Genomic DNA, 22691 nt, shown 5'->3' with positions numbered 1-22691 from the left:
ATCATCGGTCGTGAAAAGGATCGCCGGCCTATACACGCAGCGATCCCATCGATCAATCGGGATTGACCCAAGAACTCACAAATCAGGCGAGGCGTACGGCCTCGGTGACCTGTTCGATGATGTAGCGCTGCGTTTCCTCATCCAGATAGGGGTGCATCGGCAAGGCAAACACGTCCTGCGCCACGGTTTCGCTCACCGGCAAACCGGCCGAAGCCTGCGGATAGTCCTTGTAAGCGGTCTGCTGGTGCAGCGGCTTGGGGTAGTACACAGCGGTCGGCACGCCCCTGGAACTGAGATAGCTCAGGATCTTCTGCCGATCTTTGCCGGGTGCGCGCACGACATATTGCGCCCAGACCGAGGTCGAGCCTTCAGCGATCCGCGGCACCTTCACGACGTTTGACAGGCCGTTGTTGTAGCGATCCGCCACTTCATTACGCGATACGATTTCTTCGGGGAAGATCGCCAGCTTCTCGATCAGAACCGCAGCCTGGATCGTGTCGAGACGGCCATTCATGCCGATGCGGACATTGTCGTAGCGATCCGAGCCTTTGCCGTGGAACAGGAGCGAGCGCAGCAGATCGGCTGTCTCATCGTCATTGGTGTAGATCGCGCCGCCGTCGCCGTAGCAGCCGAGCGGCTTGGCCGGGAAGAAGCTGGTGGTGGTGAAGTCGCCGATCGTGCCGACCTTGCGGCCCTTGTAAACGCCGCCATAACCTTGCGCAGCATCGCACAGCAGCCACAGGCCGGCGGCGTGCACGATCGCCTCGATGGCATCATAGTCCGCAGGCTGGCCGAACAGATCGACCGAAATGACGCCGACGACGTTGTGACCGGCGGCCTTGGCTTCGCTCAAAGCGGCCTTCAGCTTTTCCGGATCGAGGTTGTAGCTGTCTTCGTCGATGTCGACGAATAGCGGCGTCGCATGCAGCTGGGCGACAACTTCGGCCGTCGAGGCGAAGGTGAAGCTCGGGCAGACGACGACATCGCCAGGACCGACATTCTTGGCCATCAGGCACAAAGTGAGCGCGTCGGTGCCGTTGGAACAGGCAATCGCGTGCTTCACGCCGGAGAATGCGGCCATTTCCTTCTCAAGCTGCGCGACTTCCGGCCCGAGAATATACTGGCCATGATCCAGAACCTTGGTGACTGCCGCATCGACCTTGTCGCGGATGCGCTTCTGCTGGGTGGCGAGATCGATGAAGGGAATGGTTGGATTTGTCATGGTCGTCCGCGTGCCCCAAGGTCAGTCTGAAACAACGCGGTTGATAGAGCCGCCGCTTGAGATTCGGCAAATCACCTGTTGCGTCACTCTGTTGCAAAGAAAAAGGTGGGGTTGCAAAGAAAAAGGCGGGACCGAAGCCCCGCCTTTTTGCGAACGTCAGTTTTGAACGCTTAGGCGCGCAACGCGCGGATCGCGGCAACGAGCGAGGCTGCAAGCGCAACCTTGATCGCGTCGGCGAGCAGGAACGGCACGACGCCAGCGGTGAAGGCCGTTTCCGAGCCGATCAGCATCGCCAGCCAAGCGAAGCCAAGACCCATGATCGCGATCTCGCCGGCAACCATGGCCGCGCCGATCTTGAAGGGATTGCGGTCCCAGCCGCGATCGGCAGCCAAGCCGACAACGGTAGCTGCGACGACATAACCGGCCAGATAGCCGCCGGTCGTGCCCATCATGTAAAGGAGGCCGACGCCCTTTTCCGGGCTCGACTGGAACACCGGCAGGCCGGCAGCGCCTTCCGCCATGTAGAGAAGGATGGTGGCGAGGCCGAGACGGCTGCCGAACAGGGCAGCAATCAGGAAGATGCCGAGCGTGCCCAAGCTGATGTCGACCGGACCGAGGAACACCTTGGTCTTAGCCGTCAGCGTCAGAAACAGCGTGCCGACAATGGCAAGGCCGACCTGCATCGCCAAGCGCGCGGTGCGATCCTCCGGCAAAAGGCCGGAAATGAAGGGTTTTGCTAGCGATGCCGTGGCCATATCCACTCCCCGAAACGGTTCCCGGCCCCCAAGGCCGGCTCGTCTTTCGGTATATTGGCTTCCATGCTAAGCGGCAACCGCCTTTGGACACTTGTTAGGTCTGCGGATGTCACTGGAATTGAGCATGGCCTTTGATGGCAAAGCGGGTGAGGCCATCGCGATGGCGCCGAAAGTGTTGCGCGTCACCGCCAACAATCCGAGCCCCTACACCTTTCACGGCACCAACAGCTATATCGTCGGCACCGAAACCCTGGCCGTGATCGATCCCGGCCCGGACGATCCGGCCCATCTCGGCGCCCTGCTGCAGGCAATCGATAGCCGGCCTGTATCGCACATCTTCGTCAGCCACACGCATCGCGATCATTCGCCGCTCACCCCTGCCCTGAAGGCTGCAACGGGTGCCGAAGTTCTGGCACAAGGGCCGCATCGTGCCGCCCGCCCATTGCGCGACGGCGAGGTCAACCCGTTCGCTGAAAGCTCTGATTATGCCTTTGCGCCGGATCGTGCCTTGGCCGATGACGAACTGGTAGAAGGCGATGGCTTCGCGATCCGCGCGATCTACACGCCGGGTCATTGCGCCAACCACACTGCGTTTGCCTTGGAAGGCACCGGGCTATTGTTTTCAGCCGATCACGTGATGGCCTTCGCGACGACTGTCGTTGCACCGCCGGACGGGTCGATGTCGGATTTCATGGCCTCGCTCGACCGGCTGCTGCAGCGTGACGACCGCCTTTATCTGCCGGGCCACGGCGGCAATGTTGAAAACCCGCTTCGCTTCGTGCGCGGGCTAAAGGCGCATCGCAAGATGCGTGAGCGGGCAATCGTGGAACGCTTTGCGGCCGGCGACCGCACCATTCAAGAGGTGGTGGCCGCCATCTATCGCGACACCGATCCGCGCTTGCATGGAGCGGCCGCTTTGTCGGTTTACGCGCATGTCGAGGATCTGGTCGCGCGCGGATTGCTGGAGGCCGAACCTGATCTGGCGCTCGACGCGTATTACCGGCCAGCCTGAAGTCCGCTTACTGGCTGACTTGCGGCATCGCTGCGTCGGCCAGAACCGTGGCATCGAGATCGTCGAAGAATTGCTCGATGCGCAGGGCGTTGTCGCCGAAGTCATGTCCGCCATAGCGCGAGGCCGAACGCATATCGACGTAAGCCATCGTTTCCTCGTCAGTAACGCGGATCGCCACATCGCACGGAAAGCCGAGCAGCAACGAGCCGGCCACCACGTTGATCGTTGCGGAAGGTCCGCTCACCTCAGGAAAAGCGCGCACGATTTGCCAGCCGCGATCCTCCACCAGCGTCACGATGATCTGACGAATGCGCTCGGGCGGCAGCGTATAGGAATGGCCGATCACGGTGGGATAGGCGGCAAGCTGTTCTTCGGCCTCCCCTTCGGTCATGGCGCGCGGTCTGTTCATCGCGGATGTCGGATTTGGCACTTGGCTCAGCAGCGGCCGGCTTTCCGTATCGGTGGTGATGTCGTGCAACATCGGCGTCGTCAGCCCGCGATAGGCCAGGAAGCCGACCGGGATCAGCGCGACGATCAGGAAGAAGCCGGCCACGACGAGGTTGGTGCCGACCTTGTCGCCACGCGTCCACATGCGATGAAAGGCAAGAAGAAAGGCGCAGAGCGACAGCACGATCAGGGCTGCCACTACGCCGAGTGTCATCAGGAAGGTTTCTGAATCGAGCCGGCCCAAGCGATGGGTCACCGCGGCCACAACGAATAGGATGACGGCAAAGATCGCGCTGCGGCGCGACCAGCGCGCCGCTCGTGATTGTCGCTCGGGATAGAGGGCAACCATGCAGGAGCTCAGGCCGTCGGCAAACGATAATCCTTGAACCGCTCGCGGAGCGTGATCTTCTGGATCTTGCCGGTTGCGGTGTGAGGAATTTCATCAACAAAGGTCACGTCATCCGGCAGCCACCATTTCGCGACCTTGCCATCCATAAAAGACAGGAGGTCATCGCGCGTCGGCTCCTTGCCGGGCTTCTTGACCACGACGAGCAGCGGCCGCTCGTCCCAGCGCGGATGCGCGATGCCGATCACCGCCGCTTCCGCGACATCGGGATGCGCCACGGCGAGATTTTCGAGGTCAATCGTGGAAATCCACTCGCCACCGGACTTGATGACGTCCTTGGCGCGATCGGTGATCTGCATGTAGCCGTCGGGATTGATGTGCGCGACATCGCCGGTGTCGAACCAGCCGTCCTCGTCGAACTGCTCGGAGCCCGCGCCACCATAATAGGACTTGGCCACAGAGGGGCCGCGCACCTTCAGCCGGCCGAACGTCTTGCCGTCCCAAGGCCGCGGCTTGTCTTCGTCGTCGGTCACCTTCATCTCGACACCGAAGGGCGCGAATCCCTGCGTCTGCTGGATGTCGAGCTTGGCCTCACCGTCCAACTCGGTGAAGTCGGCCTTGAGCGTGCAGAGCGAGCCCAGCGGCGACATTTCGGTCATGCCCCAGGCATGCACGACCTCCACGCCGTAGTTGTCCTGGAACTTCTTGACGATCACGCGCGGACAAGCCGAGCCGCCGATCACCACCTTCTTCAGGTAAGGCAATTTCTTGCCGGTCTCCTCCAGATGCTGGAGCAGCATCAGCCAGACGGTGGGCACGGCCGCCGAGAAGGTGACTTTTTCAGTATCCAACAATTCGTAGATCGACGACCCGTCCATCTTGCCGCCCGGCATCACCAGCTTGGCGCCGATCATCGGTGCACTTTGGCCGAGGCCCCAGGCATTGGCATGGAACATCGGAACGACCGGCAGGATCGTGTCGCGCGAGGAGAGCCCCATTGAATCCGGCATGGCGGCCATCATGGCGTGCAGGACGTTCGAGCGATGGCTGTAGAGCACGCCCTTGGGATCGCCGGTGGTGCCTGACGTGTAGCACATGCCGGCAGCCGTGTTCTCGTCGCCGTTGCAGTCATGCCAGGTGTAGTCGCCGTCGGCGCCACCGAGCCAATCCTCGTAGGCCACGACATTTGGCAGCTTGGTTTGCGGCAGGTTGGCGGCGTCGGTCAGCACCACGATCCGTTTCAGGGACGGCACGGCGGGCGCGATCTTTTCCACCAGCGGAAGAAAGCCGGTATCGACGAACAATGCCTGATCTTCCGCGTGGTTCATGATCCAGGCGATCTGATCGGGGAACAGGCGCGGGTTTAGCGTGTGATAAACGCCGCCCATGCCCATGATGCCGTACCAGGCTTCCAGGTGGTTGCCGGTGTTCCAGGCCAGCGTGGCGATGCGGTCACCCGGCTTGCAGCCTTCCCGTTCCAACAGCTGCGAAATCTTGCGGGCGCGAAGATGAATGTCGGCATAGGTCGTTCTGATAATCGGCCCTTCCGACGAGCGCGACACGATCTCGCGACGCGGATGCTGGATCGCAGCGTGATCAAGGATCTTGTGGCATAGCAGCGGCCATTGCTGCATCAAACCAAGCATAGTCACCTCCCAGTAGTCAGGCCGCCAGTAGAGCTATGAACAGGCTGGATGTCCAGCGCCTGGCTGGCACACGGCTCCGTTACGGAACTTCCATTTCGATGTCCCGTTCTTTTATGTCACTGCCGGCGCAAGACGCATGACACTGCACGCGCCTTATTTGTGACATCCGAACCGCCAAGGATCATCCGCGGCACGCAGAAGGCAAGCGCGGAGACCCAAGATGAAGGCGCAGCGAGTTTTGCAGGACGACTTCGACTTTTCCGATGCGTTGGAAACGATCGAGCTGGAACTGGCGCTTCAGGTTCAGGACGTTCCCGGCCTCGGCTTCGATGCGGCTGTCGATGCGGCCTTGACCAGCCTCGGCGGTCAGCTTTTGTTCCGCCTGCCCGCCGCCCCCGGAGAGTATGTGCGCGAGGTTGCCGCCGTTTCCATGCCGACGGGCGACGAAGGCGGTCGCAAGCTGTTGCTCGTGATCCTTGAGCAAGACGGCGAAACCATGCGCGTCGAAGATGCGAGTGACGGCCACAATCCCGTTGCTGATCTCGCCTGTTCCATGGCGGGTGTGCTTGATACCTTTGCCGTCAGCACGGCGCGCGAAGAAGAGCCGATCCTTCTTTAAACGTCTATGCACCGGGATCCTGCGACAGCCGCTCGCCTGCCTCGGATGGAACACGCCGCCTTTGCTCGCGTTCATCGCTCACACAGCAATGAACAGGGAGAGCGGATCATGGACAGCTTCGACGCTTCAACCGCAAACAAGCAGCCGGCCACGGGCGGCATCACAGTCGAGCCGTTCGACGGCGTCGTGACCGCAACCTTTGCGGACGTGATCATCGGCTCCTCGAAGGAAGCGCTTCTTCTTCGCGAGGAAGACCACGATCCCGTCTTCTATATTCCGTTCAAGGACGTTTACTTCGACTTCTTGCGAAAGTCGCCGACCGTGACGCATTGCCCCCACAAGGGCGATGCCTCGCATTGGAGCGTGTCGGCCAATGGCGAAGGCATGGATGATGTGGTGTGGGCGTATGAGACGCCCTTCGCCGGCGTGGCCGAAATCGCCGGCCATGCCGCATTCTACCCAAAGAAGGTCCGCATCGAAGCAGTCAACAACCAGACCGATCAGTCGATCGATCTCTGATTGCTATGCACGATCACGATGACCGGTGCTCCGCTCATCGTGATCGCGGCGGGCGGCGTTGTGATCCTGCCGCCCTGTTCCGGCGCCGATTACCGGCCATTTCCTGGGCCATGAACCCAGACCTCTCCCCTTCAAAACTTTCCCGTCGCACGTTTCTGGCTGCTGCCGGCTCGGCCGCACTGGCACCGCTCCTGATCCGTAACGCCGCAGCTCAGGACATGGCGTGGAAAGCTGCGATCCTCGATCGCGCCAACGGCTTCGATGCTTTGCGCTCCCTGATCGTCACACGAGGCGGCCAGCCGCTGATTGAGGAGGTTCTTCGCGGCGGCCCGCTTACGCAGGGCGTGAACATCAAGTCTGCATCGAAGACGATCCTCTCCGTGCTTGTCGGCATCGCCATCGACAAAAAGGCGCTGGAAGGTCCGGATCAGAAGATCGTGCCCTTGCTGGGCAATGCTGTACCATCTGACGCCGATCCGCGTCTGCGCGACGTCACCATCGGCAACCTCCTGTCGATGCAGGCCGGCCTCGAGCGCACGTCTGGTCCGAACTACGGCCGCTGGGTACAAAGCCGCAATTGGGTACGCTATGTGCTGGAACAGCCCTTCGTCGATCAGCCCGGCGGAAAGATGCTGTATTCCACTGGCAACACGCATCTGCTGTCCGCCATCCTCACCCGCGTCACCGGCAAATCCACACTGTCTCTCGCGCGTGAATGGCTGGCCGAGCCGCTCGACATCACCATCCCCGCCTGGTCGAAGGACCCGCAGGGCATCTACTTCGGCGGTAACGAGATGGTTCTGTCGCCCCGCGCGCTGCTTGCCTTCGGCGAGATGATCCGCAACGGCGGCAAGGTTGGCGACACCCGCGTCGTTTCGCAAGGTTGGCTCGATCTCAGCTGGCAGCCTCGGACGGCTTCGCCCTGGACCGGGCATCAATACGGCTATGGCTGGTTTCTGCGCGATGTCGGCGGCCAGCCGGTGCGCTATGCCTGGGGCTATGGCGGACAGATGCTGTTCGTGGCGCCGCAGGTCGATCTGGTTACGGTGATGATCTCGGACCCCAACGCACCGTCCGGGCGCAACGGCTATGTGCAGGAGCTTCACAGCCTCTTCGACGATATTCTCGTAGCCGCTCAGAAAGCAGCTTGGGCAACCGGCGTGCCGGTCTCGTCGCCTTCGATTCTGTCGAGCTTGACGAACTCCGCCCTCCGCGCCTTCAACGCCAGCAACCCGGCTGCGACGCCCGCGCCGGCCTGATGGGTCGGCTGGTTGATATGGGCAATGATGACGTCACCGTCCCTGGCGGCGGCGATTCGCTTGGTGGCTTGGCTCGCGCCGAGCAGAGAACCGCCATCACCATTCAGGGAATAGCCGGCGATCTTCAATCCCAACGCGTGAACCTCGCTGATCGCGCCCTGGCTGTATTTCGCAGTCGCACCGCGAAACCAGCGCGGATGCGCGACGCCGGCAGCAACCAAGGCATCCGCCCCGCCCTGCACTTCCACCTTCACCGCTTCGGGTGAGCCGGCAGCCTTCAGCCCATAAATTGTCGCCGCATGATCAACAGCGGGAATGTGGTTGGCGCCATGGTCTTCGATCTCGAACAGATCGGGATGCGCCTTCAACACTTCCAGAGCGGCACCATTGTGCTTCAGCCAGCGGCCTGTCGCAAAGATCGTTGCCGGAATGTGGTTGGCGACCAGCGTGTCGAGAATGCGCGCATCGGTCTTACCGCCACACGCATCGAGCGTCACAGCCACCCGCAGATGGTCGCTGTGTGGAAGATGCAGGGTTGGTTCAACCAGCTGCTCGGCCGAAGCCGCACCGAGGGAGACCAGAAAGGCAAAGACTGACAGGCTGAAGCGCATGGGACGGACTCAAGAAACGCAATCCGGTCCCGCTGCGCCCAGCCTGTGGCAAATGCGTGGCGCTACTTCTTACCTACCGCCGCCTGTGCAGCGGCGAGGCGTGCAATCGGTACACGGAACGGCGAGCAGGATACGTAGTCCAGGCCAACTTCCTCGCAGAAGCGAATGGAAGCGGGATCGCCGCCATGTTCGCCGCAGATGCCGAGCTTGATGTCGCCGCGTGTCCGCCGACCCTTCTCGGCTGCGATCCGCACCAGTTCGCCGACGCCATCGACATCGATCGACACGAAGGGATCCTGCTCGATGATGCCCTTCTGGCGATAGGTTTCGAGGAAGCCGGCCGCGTCGTCGCGCGAAATTCCAAAGGTTGTCTGCGTGAGATCATTGGTGCCGAAGGAGAAGAACTCGGCCTTTTCAGCAACCTTGTCGGCCTGAAGCGCTGCACGTGGAAGTTCGATCATCGTTCCGACGAGATAGTCGATCGGCATGTAGGCTTCGGCAATCACGTCCTTGGCGACCTGATCGATGCGCGCCTTGACGTAGTCCAGCTCGGCGACCAATCCGACCAGCGGCACCATGACCTCTGGAACGATCGGCTTGCCCGTCTTCCTGGCGGACTCGACAGCCGCCTCGAAGATCGCGCGGGCCTGCATCTCGGCAATTTCCGGATAGGACACGGCCAGCCGGCAGCCGCGATGGCCGAGCATCGGGTTGAACTCGTGCAGTTCTTCCGTGCGATGACGGAGCTTATCGGGTTCGACGCCCATCGCAGCCGCGACCTCGGCGATTTCTTCCTCGGTCTTCGGCAGGAATTCATGCAGTGGCGGATCGAGCAGGCGGATCGTAACGGGTAGACCGGCCATGATCTCGAACAGGTCAAGGAAGTCGGCGCGCTGCATCGGCAGCAGCTTGGCGAGCGCCTTGCGGCGGCCCTCTTCCGTGTCCGACAGGATCATCTCGCGCACCGCAATGATGCGATCCTCGTCGAAGAACATGTGCTCGGTGCGGCAAAGCCCAATGCCCTCCGCGCCGAAGGAACGCGCCATTCGCGCATCGGCCGGCGTTTCGGCATTGGTGCGCACCTTCATGCGGCGGATCTTGTCGGCCCATTCCATGATGGCCGCGAAATCGCCTGACAGTTCCGGCTGCAGCATCGGCACGGCGCCCTTGAGCACCTGACCATTGGAGCCGTCGATGGTGATGATGTCGCCCTTCTTGAAGGTCTGGCCCATCACGCTCATCGTGCCCGCACGCGCATCGACGCGCAGCGTGCCAGCGCCGGACACGCAGGGCTTTCCCATGCCGCGCGCCACAACCGCCGCATGGCTCGTCATGCCGCCGCGCGTGGTCAAAATGCCCTCGGAGGCATGCATGCCATGAATGTCTTCCGGGCTCGTTTCCACGCGAACCAGAACGACCTTGCGTCCCTGCTTCTTCAGGTCCTCGGCTTCATCCGAAGTGAACACGATTTCACCCGTGGCTGCACCGGGTGATGCCGGCAAACCGACGGCCACCACGTTGCGTTCAGCCGACGGATCGATAGTCGGGTGCAGCAGCTGGTCAAGCGACGCCGGATCAATGCGCGCCACCGCTTCTTCCTGGGTAATCAGCCCTTCGCTCGCCATTTCGACAGCCGTCTTGAGCGCTGCCTTGGCGGTGCGCTTGCCCGAACGCGTTTGCAGCATCCATAGCTTGCCGCGCTCGATGGTGAATTCGAGATCCTGCATGTCGCGATAATGCTGTTCCAGCACATCAGCGATGCGGACGAATTCGTTGAAAGCGTCTGGCATGACCTTTTGGAGCGACGGCTGGTCGGAACCGGCCGCAATGCGTGCTTCTTCGGTGATGTTTTGCGGCGTGCGGATGCCCGCCACCACGTCCTCGCCCTGGGCGTTGACAAGGAATTCGCCGTACAGCGCCTTTTCACCCGTTGACGGATTGCGCGTGAAGGCGACGCCGGTGGCCGAGGTCTCGCCCATATTGCCGAACACCATGGCCTGAACGTTGACGGCCGTGCCCCAGCTTTCCGGGATGTCATGCAGGCGGCGATAGGTGATCGCGCGCGCATTCATCCAGCTCGAAAACACCGCGCCGATTGCGCCCCAAAGCTGTTCCTGCGGGTCCTGCGGGAAAGGCTGCCCCAGCTCTTCTTCGACCTTTGCCTTGTAAAGCCCAACAATCTTCTTCCAGTCAGCGGCCTTGATCTCGGTATCAAGATCGACACCCAACCGCGCCTTCTGGTCTTCCAGGATTTCCTCGAAGTGCTCATGATCGACGCCGAGCACGACATCGGAATACATCTGGATGAAGCGGCGATAGCTGTCCCAGGCGAAGCGTTCGTCGGAGGCATCCTGTGCCAAGGCTTCAACTGTATCGTCGTTGAGGCCCAGGTTGAGAACGGTGTCCATCATGCCCGGCATTGACGCTCGGGCGCCTGATCGAACGGATACGAGGAGCAGCTTGTTCTTGTCGCCAAAGCGGCGCCCAGCGATCTCGCCAACCTTGGCCAAGGCGTCTTCGACCTGCCCCTTCAGCTCGGGCGGATAGCTCTGGCCGTGCGTATAATAATAAGAGCAGAGTTCGGTCGTGACGGTGAAGCCGGGCGGTACGGGAAGGCCCAGGCTGCACATTTCAGCAAGGTTCGCGCCCTTGCCACCCAGCAGGTTCTTGTCGCCGGCCCGACCTTCAGCCGCGCCATCGCCGAAGCTGTAAACCCACTTTGCCATTCGTCCCTCCTGCAGCGGCCGATCAAGCTCAAAAAGGCCGATAGGCTGTGGCTTCCCCAATGGCAAGACACCGCCCCCCTTATCCACCTCACCTCAATCGATTAGCAGCGCGATCTCTTCCGACGACTGGACAAGTCAGCGTCTTCATGTAAGAACATATCAGGAACATCATAGGAGGCAAGCATGAAGATGACGGGCAAGCTCGATTATCTCGAACTCCCTGCTTTGAACGGCACGCTCGATGCGACGAAAGCGTTTTATGCAGGCGCGTTCGGCTGGAGCTTCACGGATTATGGACCGACCTACGCGGCCTTCGATGAAGGGCTGGAAGGCGGCTTCCAGGCCGATCGCGAGGAAGCATCGGAGAAGCCGCTGCCGGTTCTTTATGCCGAACATGTGGACGCTGTTCTTAATGCGGTGAAAGGTGCCGGCGGACGGATCACTCGCGATATCTACGCCTTTCCGGGCGGCAGGCGCTTCCACTTCACCGATCCTGCCGGCAATGAACTGGCGGTGTGGGGCGCGTAAGCTATACGGCTTCCGCGATCTGTTCGGCGGTTTGCAGATCGACCGAAACAAGCTGGCTGACGCCTTGTTCGGCCATGGTCACGCCGAACAGCCGGTTCATCCGCGCCATGGTGATGGGATTGTGGGTGATCACCACGAAGCGCGTGTCGGTAGACGCCGCCATCTCATCCATGAGGTTGCAGAAGCGCTCGACATTGTGGTCGTCGAGCGGTGCATCGACCTCGTCCAGCACGCAGATCGGCGCGGGATTGGTAAGGAACACGGCGAAGATCAGCGCCATGGCCGTCAGCGCCTGCTCACCGCCGGACAATAGCGTCATGGTCTGCGGCTTCTTGCCCGGCGGTCGCGCGACGATTTCCAGCCCGGCTTCCAGCGGATCTTCCGATTCGATCAGCTGCAGCTCCGCCTCGCCGCCGCCGAACAGATGCGTGAAGAGACGCTGGAACTGTCCGTTCACAGTGTCGAAGGCGGTCAGCAGGCGCTCGCGGCCTTCGCGGTTCAGGCCCAGGATGGCCTGACGCAGCATGCGGATGGCTTCCACAACGTCGTCGCGATCTTTGACCAACGTGTCGAGCCGTTCGGTGAGTTCGCGCTGTTCCTCGTCGGCGCGCAGGTTCACGGCACCCAGCCGCTCGCGCTCGGCCTTCAAACGCTCAAGCCGCTGTTCAATCTCCGCTACCGTCGGCAGCGCTTCCCCATCCGTCAACCCGGCATGAGCAAGCGCCTTGTGCGGCGGCACGCCCAAAGCCTCGCTGATGCGCGCTTCGATCTCGAGGCGGCGGTCATCGGCGGCCGTGAGACGTTCTTCGGCACGGCCACGGGTTTCGCGCGCTTCGGAGAGTGCGGCGATCGCCGCCGTTGTCGCGCGGTCGAGTTCGAGCTGCCTGGCTTCGGCCGTTTTCATGGTATCGGCAGCCTGTGTGTGCGCCGCTTGCGCTTGCGCCAACTCGCCGCCCAAGGAACGGCGTCGCGCCTCAAGCTCTTCGGGTGCCGCCGATAAGGTCGCCTGCTCGGCCTGCGCATCGGCGCGGCGGGCTTCAAGCGCCGCAAGCTGCTTGCCGGCATTATCGTTGCGGTCGTGCCAAGCGCGGCGCTCATTCGCAATCGCGCCCAGGCGGCGCGTCCGCATGTCGGTCTCGCGGCGTATAGTCTCGACGGCTGCGCGCAGGTCGGCATGGCGGGTCCGTTCGGAAGCAGCGACGGCGCGCGCGGCATGAAGATCGGCATCGAGCGTGGAGAGTTCCGGCGCCGTGCCGATCGCGTCCGTTGCATCAGCAAGCGCGCGCTCGGCCTCGCTTCGGCTGTCGTTGATGCGCGCCGATGCCTCGCTGATTGCGGCTTTCCGCGCGGCAAGATCGCCGGCAGCGCGCTCGGCTCGCAGCAACGCGTCGCGTGCGCGCGCATTTTCCTGCTGCAAATGCCGCAAGGTGTCACGCGCCGATCGCTCGGCATCCACTGCCTGTTTCAAGCTGGCTTCGGCAACCTGTGCGTTTTGCTCGGCACCCTCAAGGCCTGAACGCGCCTGCTGAAGCTCTGCATCGAGTTCGGCCAGCCGGTTTTTCTGGGCAAGGCGTTGCGCAGCCGCCGTGGGCGCATCGGCGCTGGCGCGGTAACCATCCCAGCGCCACAAAGCGCCGTCACGTGTCACCAGTCGCTGGCCTGGCGCCAGTTCGCCTTGGCGACGCGCGCCATCTTCGGCCGTCACCAGCCCGATCTGCGCCAGCCGACGTGCCATCTGGCGGGGTGCTTTGACATGCTGTGCGAGAGGCACGATGCCGACTGGCAGGCTTGGATCATCCAGCCGGAACGGCGCGTCGCCCCAGAAGGCTGGCGCGTGCTGATCAACAGGCAGATCGAGGTCGTCGCCCAGCGCCGCGCCAAGTGCTGCCTCATAGCCGCGCTCGACTTCGATCTGGTTGAGCACGGGGGAGAAGTCCTGGCTAAACCCGGCATTCAGCACCTTGGCCAGCGTGCGCGCCTCCGTTTCGATACGAGCGAGCGCGGCTTTTGCATCGGCGAGCGGACCACGTGCTGCACTTTCCTCCTGCCGAGCGCCCACGACGCCAAATTCAGCCTGAGCCAGCGCGCTTTCAGCCTGCTTGATTTGTGCTTCGGCAGCAGCAAGGGCGCGCTTTGCCTCGTCAACGTCGGGCGCTGCCGTAAGCCTGGCATTCAGCGCTTCCGCATCGCGCTGGATGTCCGTTGCCTGGACATTCAGGCGCTGCAACCGCTCTTGGGCGGATCGAAGAGCGCGATCGAGCTCCGCTTGCTGTGCGGCCACTTCCGCGCGGCGCGTCGTGGCCTGGCCGAGCGCTGCTTCAGCAGCTGCTAAATCTGCACTTCCCTGCTCCACGGCCCCGTGGCTTTGTTTTTCGCGGAGATCGGCACCGTGGTCATCGGCTCGAAGGGCGGCTTCCTCCTCGTCCAAACGGGAAAGAGCGGCCGTGTTCTCGGCACCAAGCTGTTCTTCGCGCGCGAGGTCACCGGCCAATTGCTCAAGACGCCGCGCCAGCTCTGCCTGGCGCTCGCGCAGGCGCTTGGCCTCGTCCTCCACTTGCCCCTTGGCAAGCTCCAGTCGCTGGACGGTGGCTGACGCTGCTGCCGCCGCATCGCGCAACGCCGGCAGATGATGCGCGCCGATACCCTGTTGCTTTGCGGCTTCCATCTGCGCCGCCGCGCGCTCGGCCACAACCATCGTCGCCTGATGTAGCACGGTTTGCGCCTGCGCCGCTTGCTCCTTGGCCTGTGTCCAGCGCAAATTCAGCAAGGTGGCCTCGGCCTTGCGGATGTCGGCCGACAGGTTCTTAAATCTCTGCGCCTGGCGCGCCTGCCGTTTCAGGTTCTCGATCTGCGTGCCGAGTTCGCCGACCACATCATCAAGGCGTTCGAGGTTCTGCTCAGCCGCGCGCAGCCGCAACTCCGCCTCATGGCGGCGCGTATGCAGGCCGGAAATGCCGGCGGCTTCTTCCAGCAAAGCGCGGCGCGCCTGCGGCTTGGCCTGGATCAGCTCGCCGATGCGGCCCTGCCCCACCATGGACGGCGAACGGGCGCCGGTGGACTGGTCGGCAAACAGCAGCTGCACATCCTTGGCGCGCGCTTCCTTGCCGTTGATGCGGTAGATTGAGCCGGCTGCACGCTCGATGCGGCGCGACACCTGCAACTCGTCGTCATTGTTAAAGGATGGCGGCGCGGTGCGATCGGCATTGTCGAGGAAGAGCGTGACTTCGGCCGCATTGCGCGCGGGGCGCGTTGCCGAGCCGGAAAAGATCACGTCGTCCATGCCGGACGCGCGCATGTTCTTGTAGGAGCTTTCGCCCATTACCCAGCGCAGGGCTTCGACAAGATTGGACTTGCCGCAGCCATTGGGCCCGACCACGCCGGTCAGGCCGCGCTCAATCACGAACTCGGCCGGTTCCACGAAGGACTTGAAGCCGAGAAGGCGAAGGCGGGAAAAGCGCATCAGCTCTTTCCCTGCATGCAGACGGACGCGGCCAGACCGCGCCCGAAGAGCGGCTTAAAGCAGGCCGTCGATAACCGCCGACATCTCGTCGACCGAGAGCGCGCCGGAATATTTCTTGCCATTGATGAAGAAGGTCGGGGTGGCATCGACGCCAAATTCCTGGGAGCCGCGGGTCCGGACAGCCCTGATATCGTCGAGCAGCTTCTGGTCGGTCAAGCAGGCCTCGAAGCTTTCCTGTGTAAAGCCGGCAAGCTTGGAGATCTGAAGCAGGGCTGCCTTGGCGTCCTGAACCGGTGCCCACTGTTCCTGCTGCTTGAACAGAACGTCGACCATGGCGAAGTAGTTGTCGCCTGAGCAACGCGCCAGCATGAAGCCAGCTTCGGCGCGCGGATCGAAGGGGAATTCGCGCATGATCAGCCGGGCCTTGCCGGTATCGATGTACTTTTCCTTGATGGTCGGCAGCGTGGCTACATCGAAATGCGCGCAGTGGCTGCAGGTCATGGATGCATATTCGACGATGGTTACCGGCGCGTCATCCTTGCCCAGCACCTTCTCCGGCAGCGAACCGGCCTGCAGCAGCTTGGCCATGTCGACATTGCCGGTTGCGGCTGGGGCTGCGCCTGCAGCGCCGCCGGCAGGCGTTTGGGCATTGGCGACACCGCTTTCGCCGAAAGACGCCAAAGCGAGCGCGGCAGGAACGACTGACATCGAACCCAGCAGGGAGCGGCGTGTAAGCGAGGGCGTCATGATCGGGATCACCTGTAACATGGATCTGGTAGTGGGCATTTGGTAGCCGCCGCACCTTGATGCGGCAAATACGTCATTTCTGTCGTTAAACCAATTAAGTGAATGAGACAAAACATTCACGAATGCGCGAAAAATATGGTCACTTGTGGCGGCCAATCACCGCACGGCCCAAAGCCTCCAGGGATTTTCGCAAGCCTTCGTCTTCGATAACACTCACGCGACCTGCCAGCTTCTCGCTTTCGCGTGACGTCAATGGCCGCAGCTCTGGCTTCGATTTGGCATGCGGATGCAGGATCGGCTTTTGCACGATTTTGATGCGGCCTATTGCGGGAAAGCCGAGATAGCCGTTGATGCGCCCGATGATTTCCGTCGCTTCATGCTGAATGCGCATGGCAGCCAAGCCTTCGCAGGCAATGATCAGCGTGGCGGGCTGGTACGGATCGTCCTCATGCGCGCGGCGTGGCCATTGGATTTTTTCCGGACGCGAAGTCGCCGCAACCTTCGGCCCGACGATCTCTTCCCAGGATTGCACGAGGCCCACCGAGATGCCGGCGCGCCGTTTCAGCACCGGATCGAGGATCGCGGTGGAAAGATCGCTGACGGGCTGGGCGTTGTAGGAGCGACGTTTCTCTGCCATGGGGTGGGTTTACCGCTTCGCCACGCTGGATGGTAGCCGTCCTCCGCCGCATGACACTTCTTTCGACTGATCTGCCTCCCCTGTCGCCCAAGGCTGAGCGTCTGCTTGCCTGGTATGATCGCCATCACCGGGTGCTGCCTTGGCGCATTTCGCCCGCGGAGGCCGCGCGGGGCGTGCATGCCGATCCCTATCGGATCTGGCTGTCCGAGGTCATGCTGCAGCAGACCACGGTTGAAGCGGTGAAGAAGTATTTCCTGGCCTTTACCGAGCGCTGGCCCGATGTGCTGGCGATGGCTGCCGCAAGCGAGGACGACATCCTGCGGGCGTGGGCCGGCCTCGGCTATTACTCGCGCGCTCGCAACCTCAAGAAGTGCGCCGATGTCGTGGCGCAGCAGTACGGAGGCCACTTCCCCGACACGGAAGAAAGCCTGCGCGCCCTGCCCGGCATCGGCGCTTATACCGCTGCCGCGATCGCGGCCATCGCCTTTAACCGTCCGGCCGTGGTGATCGACGGCAATATCGAGCGCGTGGTGACGCGGCTTTACCGCATCGATACGCCGCTGCCGCAGGCCAAAGCAGCAATCCGTGCCGAGCTTGCCGGGCTTGTGACTGCCGATCGTCCCGGGGACTTTTCGCAAGCCCTGATGGATCTCGGCTCTTCCATCTGCACGCCGCGCCGGCCCACCTGCATCTTGTGCCCGTTCAAGGATGATTGCGAGGCGCTTGCGCTGGACGAACCCGAACGCTTTCCGGTCAAGAAGCCGAAAGCGGAGCGCCCGGTGCGGCACGGTGCAGCCTTCATAGCGCTGCGCGCTGATGGTGCGATCCTGCTGCGCAAACGGCCGGACAAAGGGCTGCTCGGCGGCATGGCGGAGGTGCCGGGCAGTTCCTGGGATGCCACTGGCGGGTTCGGCCCTGCTGACGCGCCGTTTGCCGCGGATTGGCAGCCAGCCGGTACGATAACCCACATCTTTACGCATTTCGCGTTGATGCTGGATGTGTACCAAGCGCAATTAGAGGGTCCGGCGCCTGCCGGCATGTGGTGGTCCGCACCTAGCGACCTCACCGGCGAGGCCTTGCCGACGGTGATGAAAAAGGCCATCGAAGCTGCCGTTCCCAACGCCTTCAGACGCCAAGCGAGATGAGGATATGGCAGAGATCAAGCACATCGTTTTCGACATCGGCAAGGTGCTGATCCATTACGACCCAAACATCCCTTTTTCCCGCCTGATCCCGGATGACGAAGAGCGTCGTTTGTTCTTCGAGACGGTCTGCACCAACGATTGGAACCTGGAACAGGACCGCGGCCGCTCTTGGGAAGATGCCGAGGCGCTGCTGATTGCCGAGCATCCGCACCACGAAGGCATGATCCGGGCCTTTCGCAAGCATTGGCACGAAATGGTCAGTCACCATTACGAAGACAGCGTCATTCTCCTGAGACGCCTGATCGCCGCCGGCTGCGACGTCACCATGCTCACCAACTTCAACTCCGACACCTTCGCGCAAGCCCGGACGATCTTCCCGTTCCTCAACGAAACGCGCGGCGTGACCGTGTCCGGCGATGTCGCGCTGATAAAGCCTGACAAGGCGATCTACGACTGCCATGCCGCCGACTTCGAGCTCGATCCGGCATCAACGGTGTTCATCGACGACAGCCTGAAAAACGTCGAAGGCGCCAAAGCTGCCGGCTGGCAGGCAATCCATTTCGCAAGCGCCGAGCAGTTGGAGAGGGATCTTAGGGGGCTTGGGGTGGAGTTCTGAGAACAGAACTCTGATCGCCGAAGTTGATTTTTCCAGCTGCTGCAGCTAGATTTCTGGAGTGAGGAGCCGAGCTTTCGCCCGGCCCCTCTGGTCTAGATAGTGAATTGGACCCGGAACGTCACTTGCCAGCTGGTCCGGGTCCGTTTTACTTCCAGAGTGATGCGCATTGGTTTGAACCGCATCGCATGCACCTCCAGTTCGAGAGCAAAGCCCCTTGCCTGGGCCGGAGTGGCTCATCCTCTCCGGTGCGCCGGCTGGATCGGCGCGTCTGCTTCTGCTCTCGAAACCGGTAAGTTGTAGGCCTTAAGCCCCCGCGCGCTCGATGCCGACACGCGCCACGCGGCGGAGCTCGTCGATTGGCGTGAGGCCGCCGGCGCGCTCGTAGTGCCAGAAGGTCCAGCCGTTGCAGGCTTCAGCTTCCTGCACCTGCGCGCCGACCTTGTGGATCGAGCCTGCCAGCGTTCCGCATGACAGCGTGCCATCAGCGCGAACAACGGCCGTATAGCGACGCTTCGAATCGTAGAGCTTGGTGCCGGCTTTCATCAGGCCGGCATCGATTAGGCTGACGAAGGCGATGCGCGGTTCGGAGCGCTTGCTCACGAGCAGTTCCAGCGCCTGGCGCTCGAGCGTCTTCACATCGGCAATGCGTTCCTGGGCGGCGTCGATATAGGCCTGTTCGCGCTCGATGCCGACATAATGGCGACCAAGGCGCTTGGCGACCGCACCCGTGGTTCCGGAGCCGAAGAAAGGGTCGAGCACGACGTCACCCGGCTTGGTGGACGACAGCATCACGCGTGCCAGCAAGGCTTCCGGCTTCTGCGTCGGGTGGATCTTGACGCCCTTGTCGTCCTTCAGGCGCTCATTACCGGTGCAGATCGGGAACAACCAGTCGGAACGCATCTGCACATCGTCATTGGCGGCCTTCATGGATTCGTAGTTGAAGGTGTAGCCCTTGGCGTTGCGGTCGCGGCTGGCCCAGATCATGGTTTCATGCGCGTTCTGGAACCGGCGCCCGCGGAAGTTCGGCATCGGGTTGGTCTTGCGCCACACCACGTCGTTGAGGATCCAGAAGCCGAGATCCTGCATGATCGCGCCGACGCGGAAGATGTTGTGGTAGGAGCCGATCACCCAGATCGTGCCGGTTGGTTTCAACACGCGTCGCGCGGCAAGGAGCCAGGCGCGGGTGAAGGCGTCATAGGCCTGGAAGCTTTCGAACTGGTCCCACTCGTCATCGACCGCATCGACCTTGGACTGGTCCGGACGGTGCAGCGCGCCTTCGAGCTGCAGATTATAGGGCGGATCGGCGAAGATCGCGTCGACGGAATGGTCAGGCAGGCGGTTCATGGCCGCCACGCAATCGCCTTTCAGGATCGAATCCAGCCAGGCCGGAGCGGGCTGGCCCTTGTAGAGGGGTGCGAGCGAAGTCTGATCGTCAACGAGACGCAAGGCGGTCATGGCGGGCACTCGAACAAACGCGTTACAGGGCTTTTACTGACCGTTATGGTTACCGAACGGCGTAAAAATTTGATGAACCTATCGCGCTATTTGCGTCTGCGTGCCCCTTGCGATAGACCCCGCCCCTTCCCGACCGTGTCCGATTGTCCTGGAGGTTCCTATGCCGCAACCCGATCTCGTGATCTTCGACTGCGATGGCGTCCTGGTGGACAGCGAGATCATCGCCGCGCGTGTGGATGCAGGCATCCTGACGGCAGCGGGCTTTCCGATCGAGGCGGAAGAGTTCGCCGAGCGCTATGCCGGCCTCACCTTCAAGGACATTCTTCTGCGTCTCGAAGGTGAAAGCCAGATCCCGTTCCAGGCGCGGATGATCGACGAGGCCGAAAAACAGCTGGATCAGCGTCTCAAGGCCGAAGTGCGTGCTCTGGAAGGCGCCCACGAAGCCGTTGCGTCGGTCAGAACCAAGCGCTGCATCTGCTCGAACTCCACGCTGCCCCGCCTTGAGATGATGCTGGATAAGGTGCGGCTCAAGCCCTTCTTCGAGGGTCACATCTATTCGGCGCGCAACAATCCCGGCATCCGCCACAAGCCGGCGCCGGACATTTTCCTGCATGCTGCCCAGAAGGAGGGTGCCAATCCCGCAGCCACCTTCGTGATCGAGGACTCCGTGCATGGCGTCACGGGAGCGGTGGCCGCTGGCATGCGCGTGATCGGTTACACCGGCGCCTCGCACAGCTATCCCGGCCATGCCGATCAGCTGACCGAAGCCGGTGCCGAAACGGTCATCCGGCGCTGGGTCGATTTCCCGACCGTGCTGGCGGCGCTCTCCGAATGGTCGGAGAACGCCTAGGCTCTTACTTCTTCGCGCCTTCGTCGAAGCCGATAAAGATCGAGACGTTGCGCTGCGGCGGCATCGGGATCGTGATGTCGGCATCGGTGAACATGAACTGCGTTGCCGCCGTCGTGTCGCTCACCGGCACCTGCTGCTGGTGCAGCTTGGAGTAGAGCACCTCGGAGCCGCGCACGACCGCCACGCGGATCGGCATGGTGATCGTACCCGGCCGCACTGCCGGCCCCGGCACGACCTTGCCGGCGGCCGCAACCTTGATCGTCACATTGTCGCCTTCATAGGTGCAGGCGCGCGTCGTGTCGGACAAGGACGCTTGATAGATCACCTTGGTCGCATCACCGTCGCCACCCTTGGCATAGGTGGAGAAGTAGGACGTGCCTTCGCGCAAGGAAACGCCCGGGCAATAAGCGCGCAGTTCCGACTCACGCACAACCGGCGGCTTGGCCATATCCGGAACATCGCGGGTCGGATTGTCGCTCGACTGACAGCTCGCGGCGATCAAGGCCAAGCCCATCACGAGCGAGCGGGCGAAAAGTCCACCAGTCTTCAACGGAACCCCCATCCAAGCTTTCAAACCGAACTGCCGTCCTATACACAGCCCGCGACTGAAATGCGACGGCCTGACGCAATCCTGGCTGTCGCGTTCCACAGCATGCGACAGTTCCAGAGCCACGGACACCCCGTCATGAACTTCATCAGCACCCGCGGCAACGCACCTCGTCTCGGATTTCGTGATGCTTTGCTCGCCGGCCTTGCCCGCGATGGCGGCCTTTATCTGCCCGAAACCTGGCCGCAATTCTCCGCAGCCGAGATCAAGGCCATGCGCGGCCTGTCTTACCCCGACCTCGCCGTTCGGGTGCTGACACCTTTCGTAGAAGGCGAGATCGAGGCCGAAACCTTTTCGCAGATCGTGCATGAAGCCTACGCCACCTTCCGCCACCCGGCCGTGTGCCCGCTGGTGCAGCTTGATCATGACCGCTTCGTGCTGGAACTGTTCCACGGCCCGACGCTCGCCTTCAAGGACGTTGCCATGCAGTTGCTCGCGCGCCTGATGGATCACGTTCTGGCCGAGCGCGGCGAGCGCGCCACGATCATCGGCGCGACTTCGGGCGACACGGGCGGCGCGGCCATCGAAGCCTTTGCCGGCCGCGACCGTACCGACATCTTCATCCTGTTCCCGGATGGCCGCGTGTCGCCGGTGCAGCAGCGGCAAATGACGTCGTCCACGGCTTCCAACGTTCATGCGCTGGCGCTCGGCGGTAATTTCGACGATTGCCAGACCATCGTGAAGGACCTGTTCAACGACCACGCCTTCCGTGACGGCGTGGCTTTGTCGGGCGTGAACTCCATCAACTGGGCCCGCGTCATGGCCCAGATCGTGTACTATTTCTCATCCGCTTTGTCGCTCGGCGCACCGGATCGGGCCGTGTCCTTCACAGTGCCGACCGGCAATTTCGGCGACATCTTCGCAGGCTACGCCGCCAAGCGCATGGGTCTGCCGATCGAGCATCTGGCAATCGCCACTAACGACAACGACATTCTGGCCCGTGCTTTGTCATCGGGCGCTTACGAGATGCGCGGCGTGACAGCCACGACCTCGCCCTCGATGGACATCCAGATTTCCTCGAACTTCGAGCGCCTCTTGTTCGAGGCCTCGAACCGCAACCCGGCGGAAGTTACGGGCTATATGAACGGGTTGAAGCAGTCCGGCTCCTTCACCATTGCACCGGCTACGCTGGAAGCCATCCGCGCCGAGTTCTCGGCCGGTCGCGCTTCCATGGCGGAAACCGACCGCACCATCGAAGAGGTGCTGGCCTCAACCGGCTACCTGCTCGATCCGCATACCGCGACCGCCGTCAAGGTCGCCAGCGAAACGACGTGCGAGGCGCCTATGGTGGTGCTTGCCACCGCTCATCCCGCGAAATTCCCGGACGCCGTGCAGGCCGCCAGTGGCCGCCGTCCGGAACTTCCGGTTTGGCTCGGCGATCTGATGGACCGACAAGAGCGCTTCACGACCCTTTCCTCGGACGTAAAAATGGTGAAAGATTATATCACCCGCCATTCGCGGGCAGCCCGATAATGGGCAGATAA

General features: G+C 62.3%; 19 protein-coding genes and 1 pseudogene. 9 read left to right on the top strand and 11 right to left on the bottom strand.

Annotation, left to right across the window (positions count from 1 at the left end; genetic code table 11):
- Positions 1 to 82: 82 nt before the first annotated feature.
- Positions 83 to 1222, bottom strand: a complete 1140-nt coding sequence (locus tag IE166_RS01500; protein ID WP_189501189.1) for a DegT/DnrJ/EryC1/StrS family aminotransferase — start codon at positions 1220 to 1222, stop codon at positions 83 to 85.
- Between the two features lie 170 nt (positions 1223 to 1392).
- Positions 1393 to 1977 carry a biotin transporter BioY gene (locus IE166_RS01495; RefSeq protein WP_189501188.1) on the bottom strand — a complete coding sequence of 195 codons (585 nt, stop codon included), beginning with the start codon at positions 1975 to 1977 and terminating at the stop codon, positions 1393 to 1395.
- Between the two features lie 106 nt (positions 1978 to 2083).
- Between IE166_RS01495 and IE166_RS01490 the strand changes: the two genes are divergently transcribed.
- Complete coding sequence (locus IE166_RS01490) at positions 2084 to 2989, top strand: MBL fold metallo-hydrolase (RefSeq protein WP_189501186.1); 906 nt, start codon at positions 2084 to 2086, stop codon at positions 2987 to 2989.
- Positions 2990 to 2996: 7 nt separating this feature from the next.
- On the opposite strand, the gene IE166_RS01485 is transcribed toward IE166_RS01490, so the two are convergent.
- Positions 2997 to 3785, bottom strand: a complete 789-nt coding sequence (locus tag IE166_RS01485; protein WP_189501184.1) for a DUF1499 domain-containing protein — start codon at positions 3783 to 3785, stop codon at positions 2997 to 2999.
- Between the two features lie 8 nt (positions 3786 to 3793).
- On the bottom strand, positions 3794 to 5428 hold the full coding sequence (locus tag IE166_RS01480) for a fatty-acid--CoA ligase (protein ID WP_189501182.1): 1635 nt from the start codon (positions 5426 to 5428) through the stop codon (positions 3794 to 3796).
- A 220-nt stretch (positions 5429 to 5648) separates the two neighbouring features.
- Between IE166_RS01480 and IE166_RS01475 the strand changes: the two genes are divergently transcribed.
- The 3 genes and pseudogenes from IE166_RS01475 to IE166_RS01465 form a co-directional block, all read left to right on the top strand.
- On the top strand, positions 5649 to 6047 hold the full coding sequence (locus IE166_RS01475; RefSeq protein ID WP_189501181.1) for a hypothetical protein: 399 nt from the start codon (positions 5649 to 5651) through the stop codon (positions 6045 to 6047).
- Between the two features lie 108 nt (positions 6048 to 6155).
- A complete protein-coding gene (locus IE166_RS01470; RefSeq protein ID WP_189501178.1) occupies positions 6156 to 6566 on the top strand; it encodes a DUF427 domain-containing protein in 411 nt (136 codons plus the stop codon).
- Between the two features lie 110 nt (positions 6567 to 6676).
- Positions 6677 to 7705: pseudogene (locus tag IE166_RS01465) on the top strand (serine hydrolase domain-containing protein); the annotation flags it as partial.
- Here IE166_RS01465 and IE166_RS20605 read toward each other — a convergent pair.
- A complete protein-coding gene (locus tag IE166_RS20605) occupies positions 7702 to 8436 on the bottom strand; it encodes a polysaccharide deacetylase family protein (RefSeq protein WP_244641284.1) in 735 nt (244 codons plus the stop codon). The pseudogene IE166_RS01465 and the gene IE166_RS20605 sit on opposite strands and share 4 nt — an antisense overlap.
- 62 nt (positions 8437 to 8498) lie before the next feature.
- Positions 8499 to 11162 carry a pyruvate, phosphate dikinase gene (gene ppdK, locus IE166_RS01460; RefSeq protein WP_189501176.1) on the bottom strand — a complete coding sequence of 888 codons (2664 nt, stop codon included), beginning with the start codon at positions 11160 to 11162 and terminating at the stop codon, positions 8499 to 8501.
- A gap of 183 nt (positions 11163 to 11345) precedes the next feature.
- Between ppdK and IE166_RS01455 the strand changes: the two genes are divergently transcribed.
- Positions 11346 to 11690: a VOC family protein gene (locus IE166_RS01455; RefSeq protein ID WP_189501175.1), complete on the top strand. Its 345-nt coding sequence runs from the start codon at positions 11346 to 11348 to the stop codon at positions 11688 to 11690.
- 1 nt (position 11691) lies between these two features.
- Here IE166_RS01455 and IE166_RS01450 read toward each other — a convergent pair whose 3' ends face one another.
- From IE166_RS01450 to IE166_RS01440, 3 genes are all read right to left on the bottom strand, one after another.
- Entirely contained in the window at positions 11692 to 15150 is a 3459-nt protein-coding gene (locus IE166_RS01450) for a chromosome segregation SMC family protein (protein ID WP_189501173.1), read from the bottom strand.
- Between the two features lie 54 nt (positions 15151 to 15204).
- On the bottom strand, positions 15205 to 15897 hold the full coding sequence (locus IE166_RS01445; RefSeq protein WP_189501172.1) for a DsbA family protein: 693 nt from the start codon (positions 15895 to 15897) through the stop codon (positions 15205 to 15207).
- A 139-nt stretch (positions 15898 to 16036) separates the two neighbouring features.
- Positions 16037 to 16534: a DUF721 domain-containing protein gene (locus IE166_RS01440; RefSeq protein WP_189501170.1), complete on the bottom strand. Its 498-nt coding sequence runs from the start codon at positions 16532 to 16534 to the stop codon at positions 16037 to 16039.
- 50 nt (positions 16535 to 16584) lie between these two features.
- On the opposite strand from IE166_RS01440, the gene mutY reads away from it, so the two are divergent.
- Together mutY and IE166_RS01430 are read left to right on the top strand one after the other, a co-directional pair.
- Positions 16585 to 17679: an A/G-specific adenine glycosylase gene (gene mutY / locus IE166_RS01435; protein WP_244641283.1), complete on the top strand. Its 1095-nt coding sequence runs from the start codon at positions 16585 to 16587 to the stop codon at positions 17677 to 17679.
- A gap of 4 nt (positions 17680 to 17683) precedes the next feature.
- Positions 17684 to 18295: an HAD family hydrolase gene (locus IE166_RS01430; protein ID WP_189501166.1), complete on the top strand. Its 612-nt coding sequence runs from the start codon at positions 17684 to 17686 to the stop codon at positions 18293 to 18295.
- Positions 18296 to 18598: 303 nt separating this feature from the next.
- Here the strand turns inward: IE166_RS01430 and IE166_RS01425 are convergent, their stop codons facing one another.
- Positions 18599 to 19750, bottom strand: a complete 1152-nt coding sequence (locus IE166_RS01425) for a site-specific DNA-methyltransferase (protein WP_189501164.1) — start codon at positions 19748 to 19750, stop codon at positions 18599 to 18601.
- A 160-nt stretch (positions 19751 to 19910) separates the two neighbouring features.
- On the opposite strand from IE166_RS01425, the gene IE166_RS01420 reads away from it, so the two are divergent.
- Positions 19911 to 20600, top strand: a complete 690-nt coding sequence (locus tag IE166_RS01420) for an HAD family hydrolase (protein WP_189501162.1) — start codon at positions 19911 to 19913, stop codon at positions 20598 to 20600.
- Between the two features lie 4 nt (positions 20601 to 20604).
- Here IE166_RS01420 and IE166_RS01415 read toward each other — a convergent pair whose 3' ends face one another.
- A complete protein-coding gene (locus IE166_RS01415; protein WP_189501160.1) occupies positions 20605 to 21162 on the bottom strand; it encodes a hypothetical protein in 558 nt (185 codons plus the stop codon).
- A gap of 123 nt (positions 21163 to 21285) precedes the next feature.
- Here IE166_RS01415 and thrC point away from each other — a divergent pair, with 123 nt between their 5' ends.
- Positions 21286 to 22680, top strand: coding sequence for a threonine synthase (gene thrC / locus IE166_RS01410; protein WP_189501158.1), 1395 nt, complete (start codon positions 21286 to 21288; stop codon positions 22678 to 22680).
- Positions 22681 to 22691 lie beyond the last annotated feature (11 nt).

This window comes from Tianweitania populi (assembly GCF_014652875.1).
Lineage (GTDB): Bacteria > Pseudomonadota > Alphaproteobacteria > Rhizobiales > Rhizobiaceae > Tianweitania > Tianweitania populi.
Note: the sequence above shows the minus strand (reverse complement) of the source record. Positions and strands in the feature narration are given on the sequence as shown.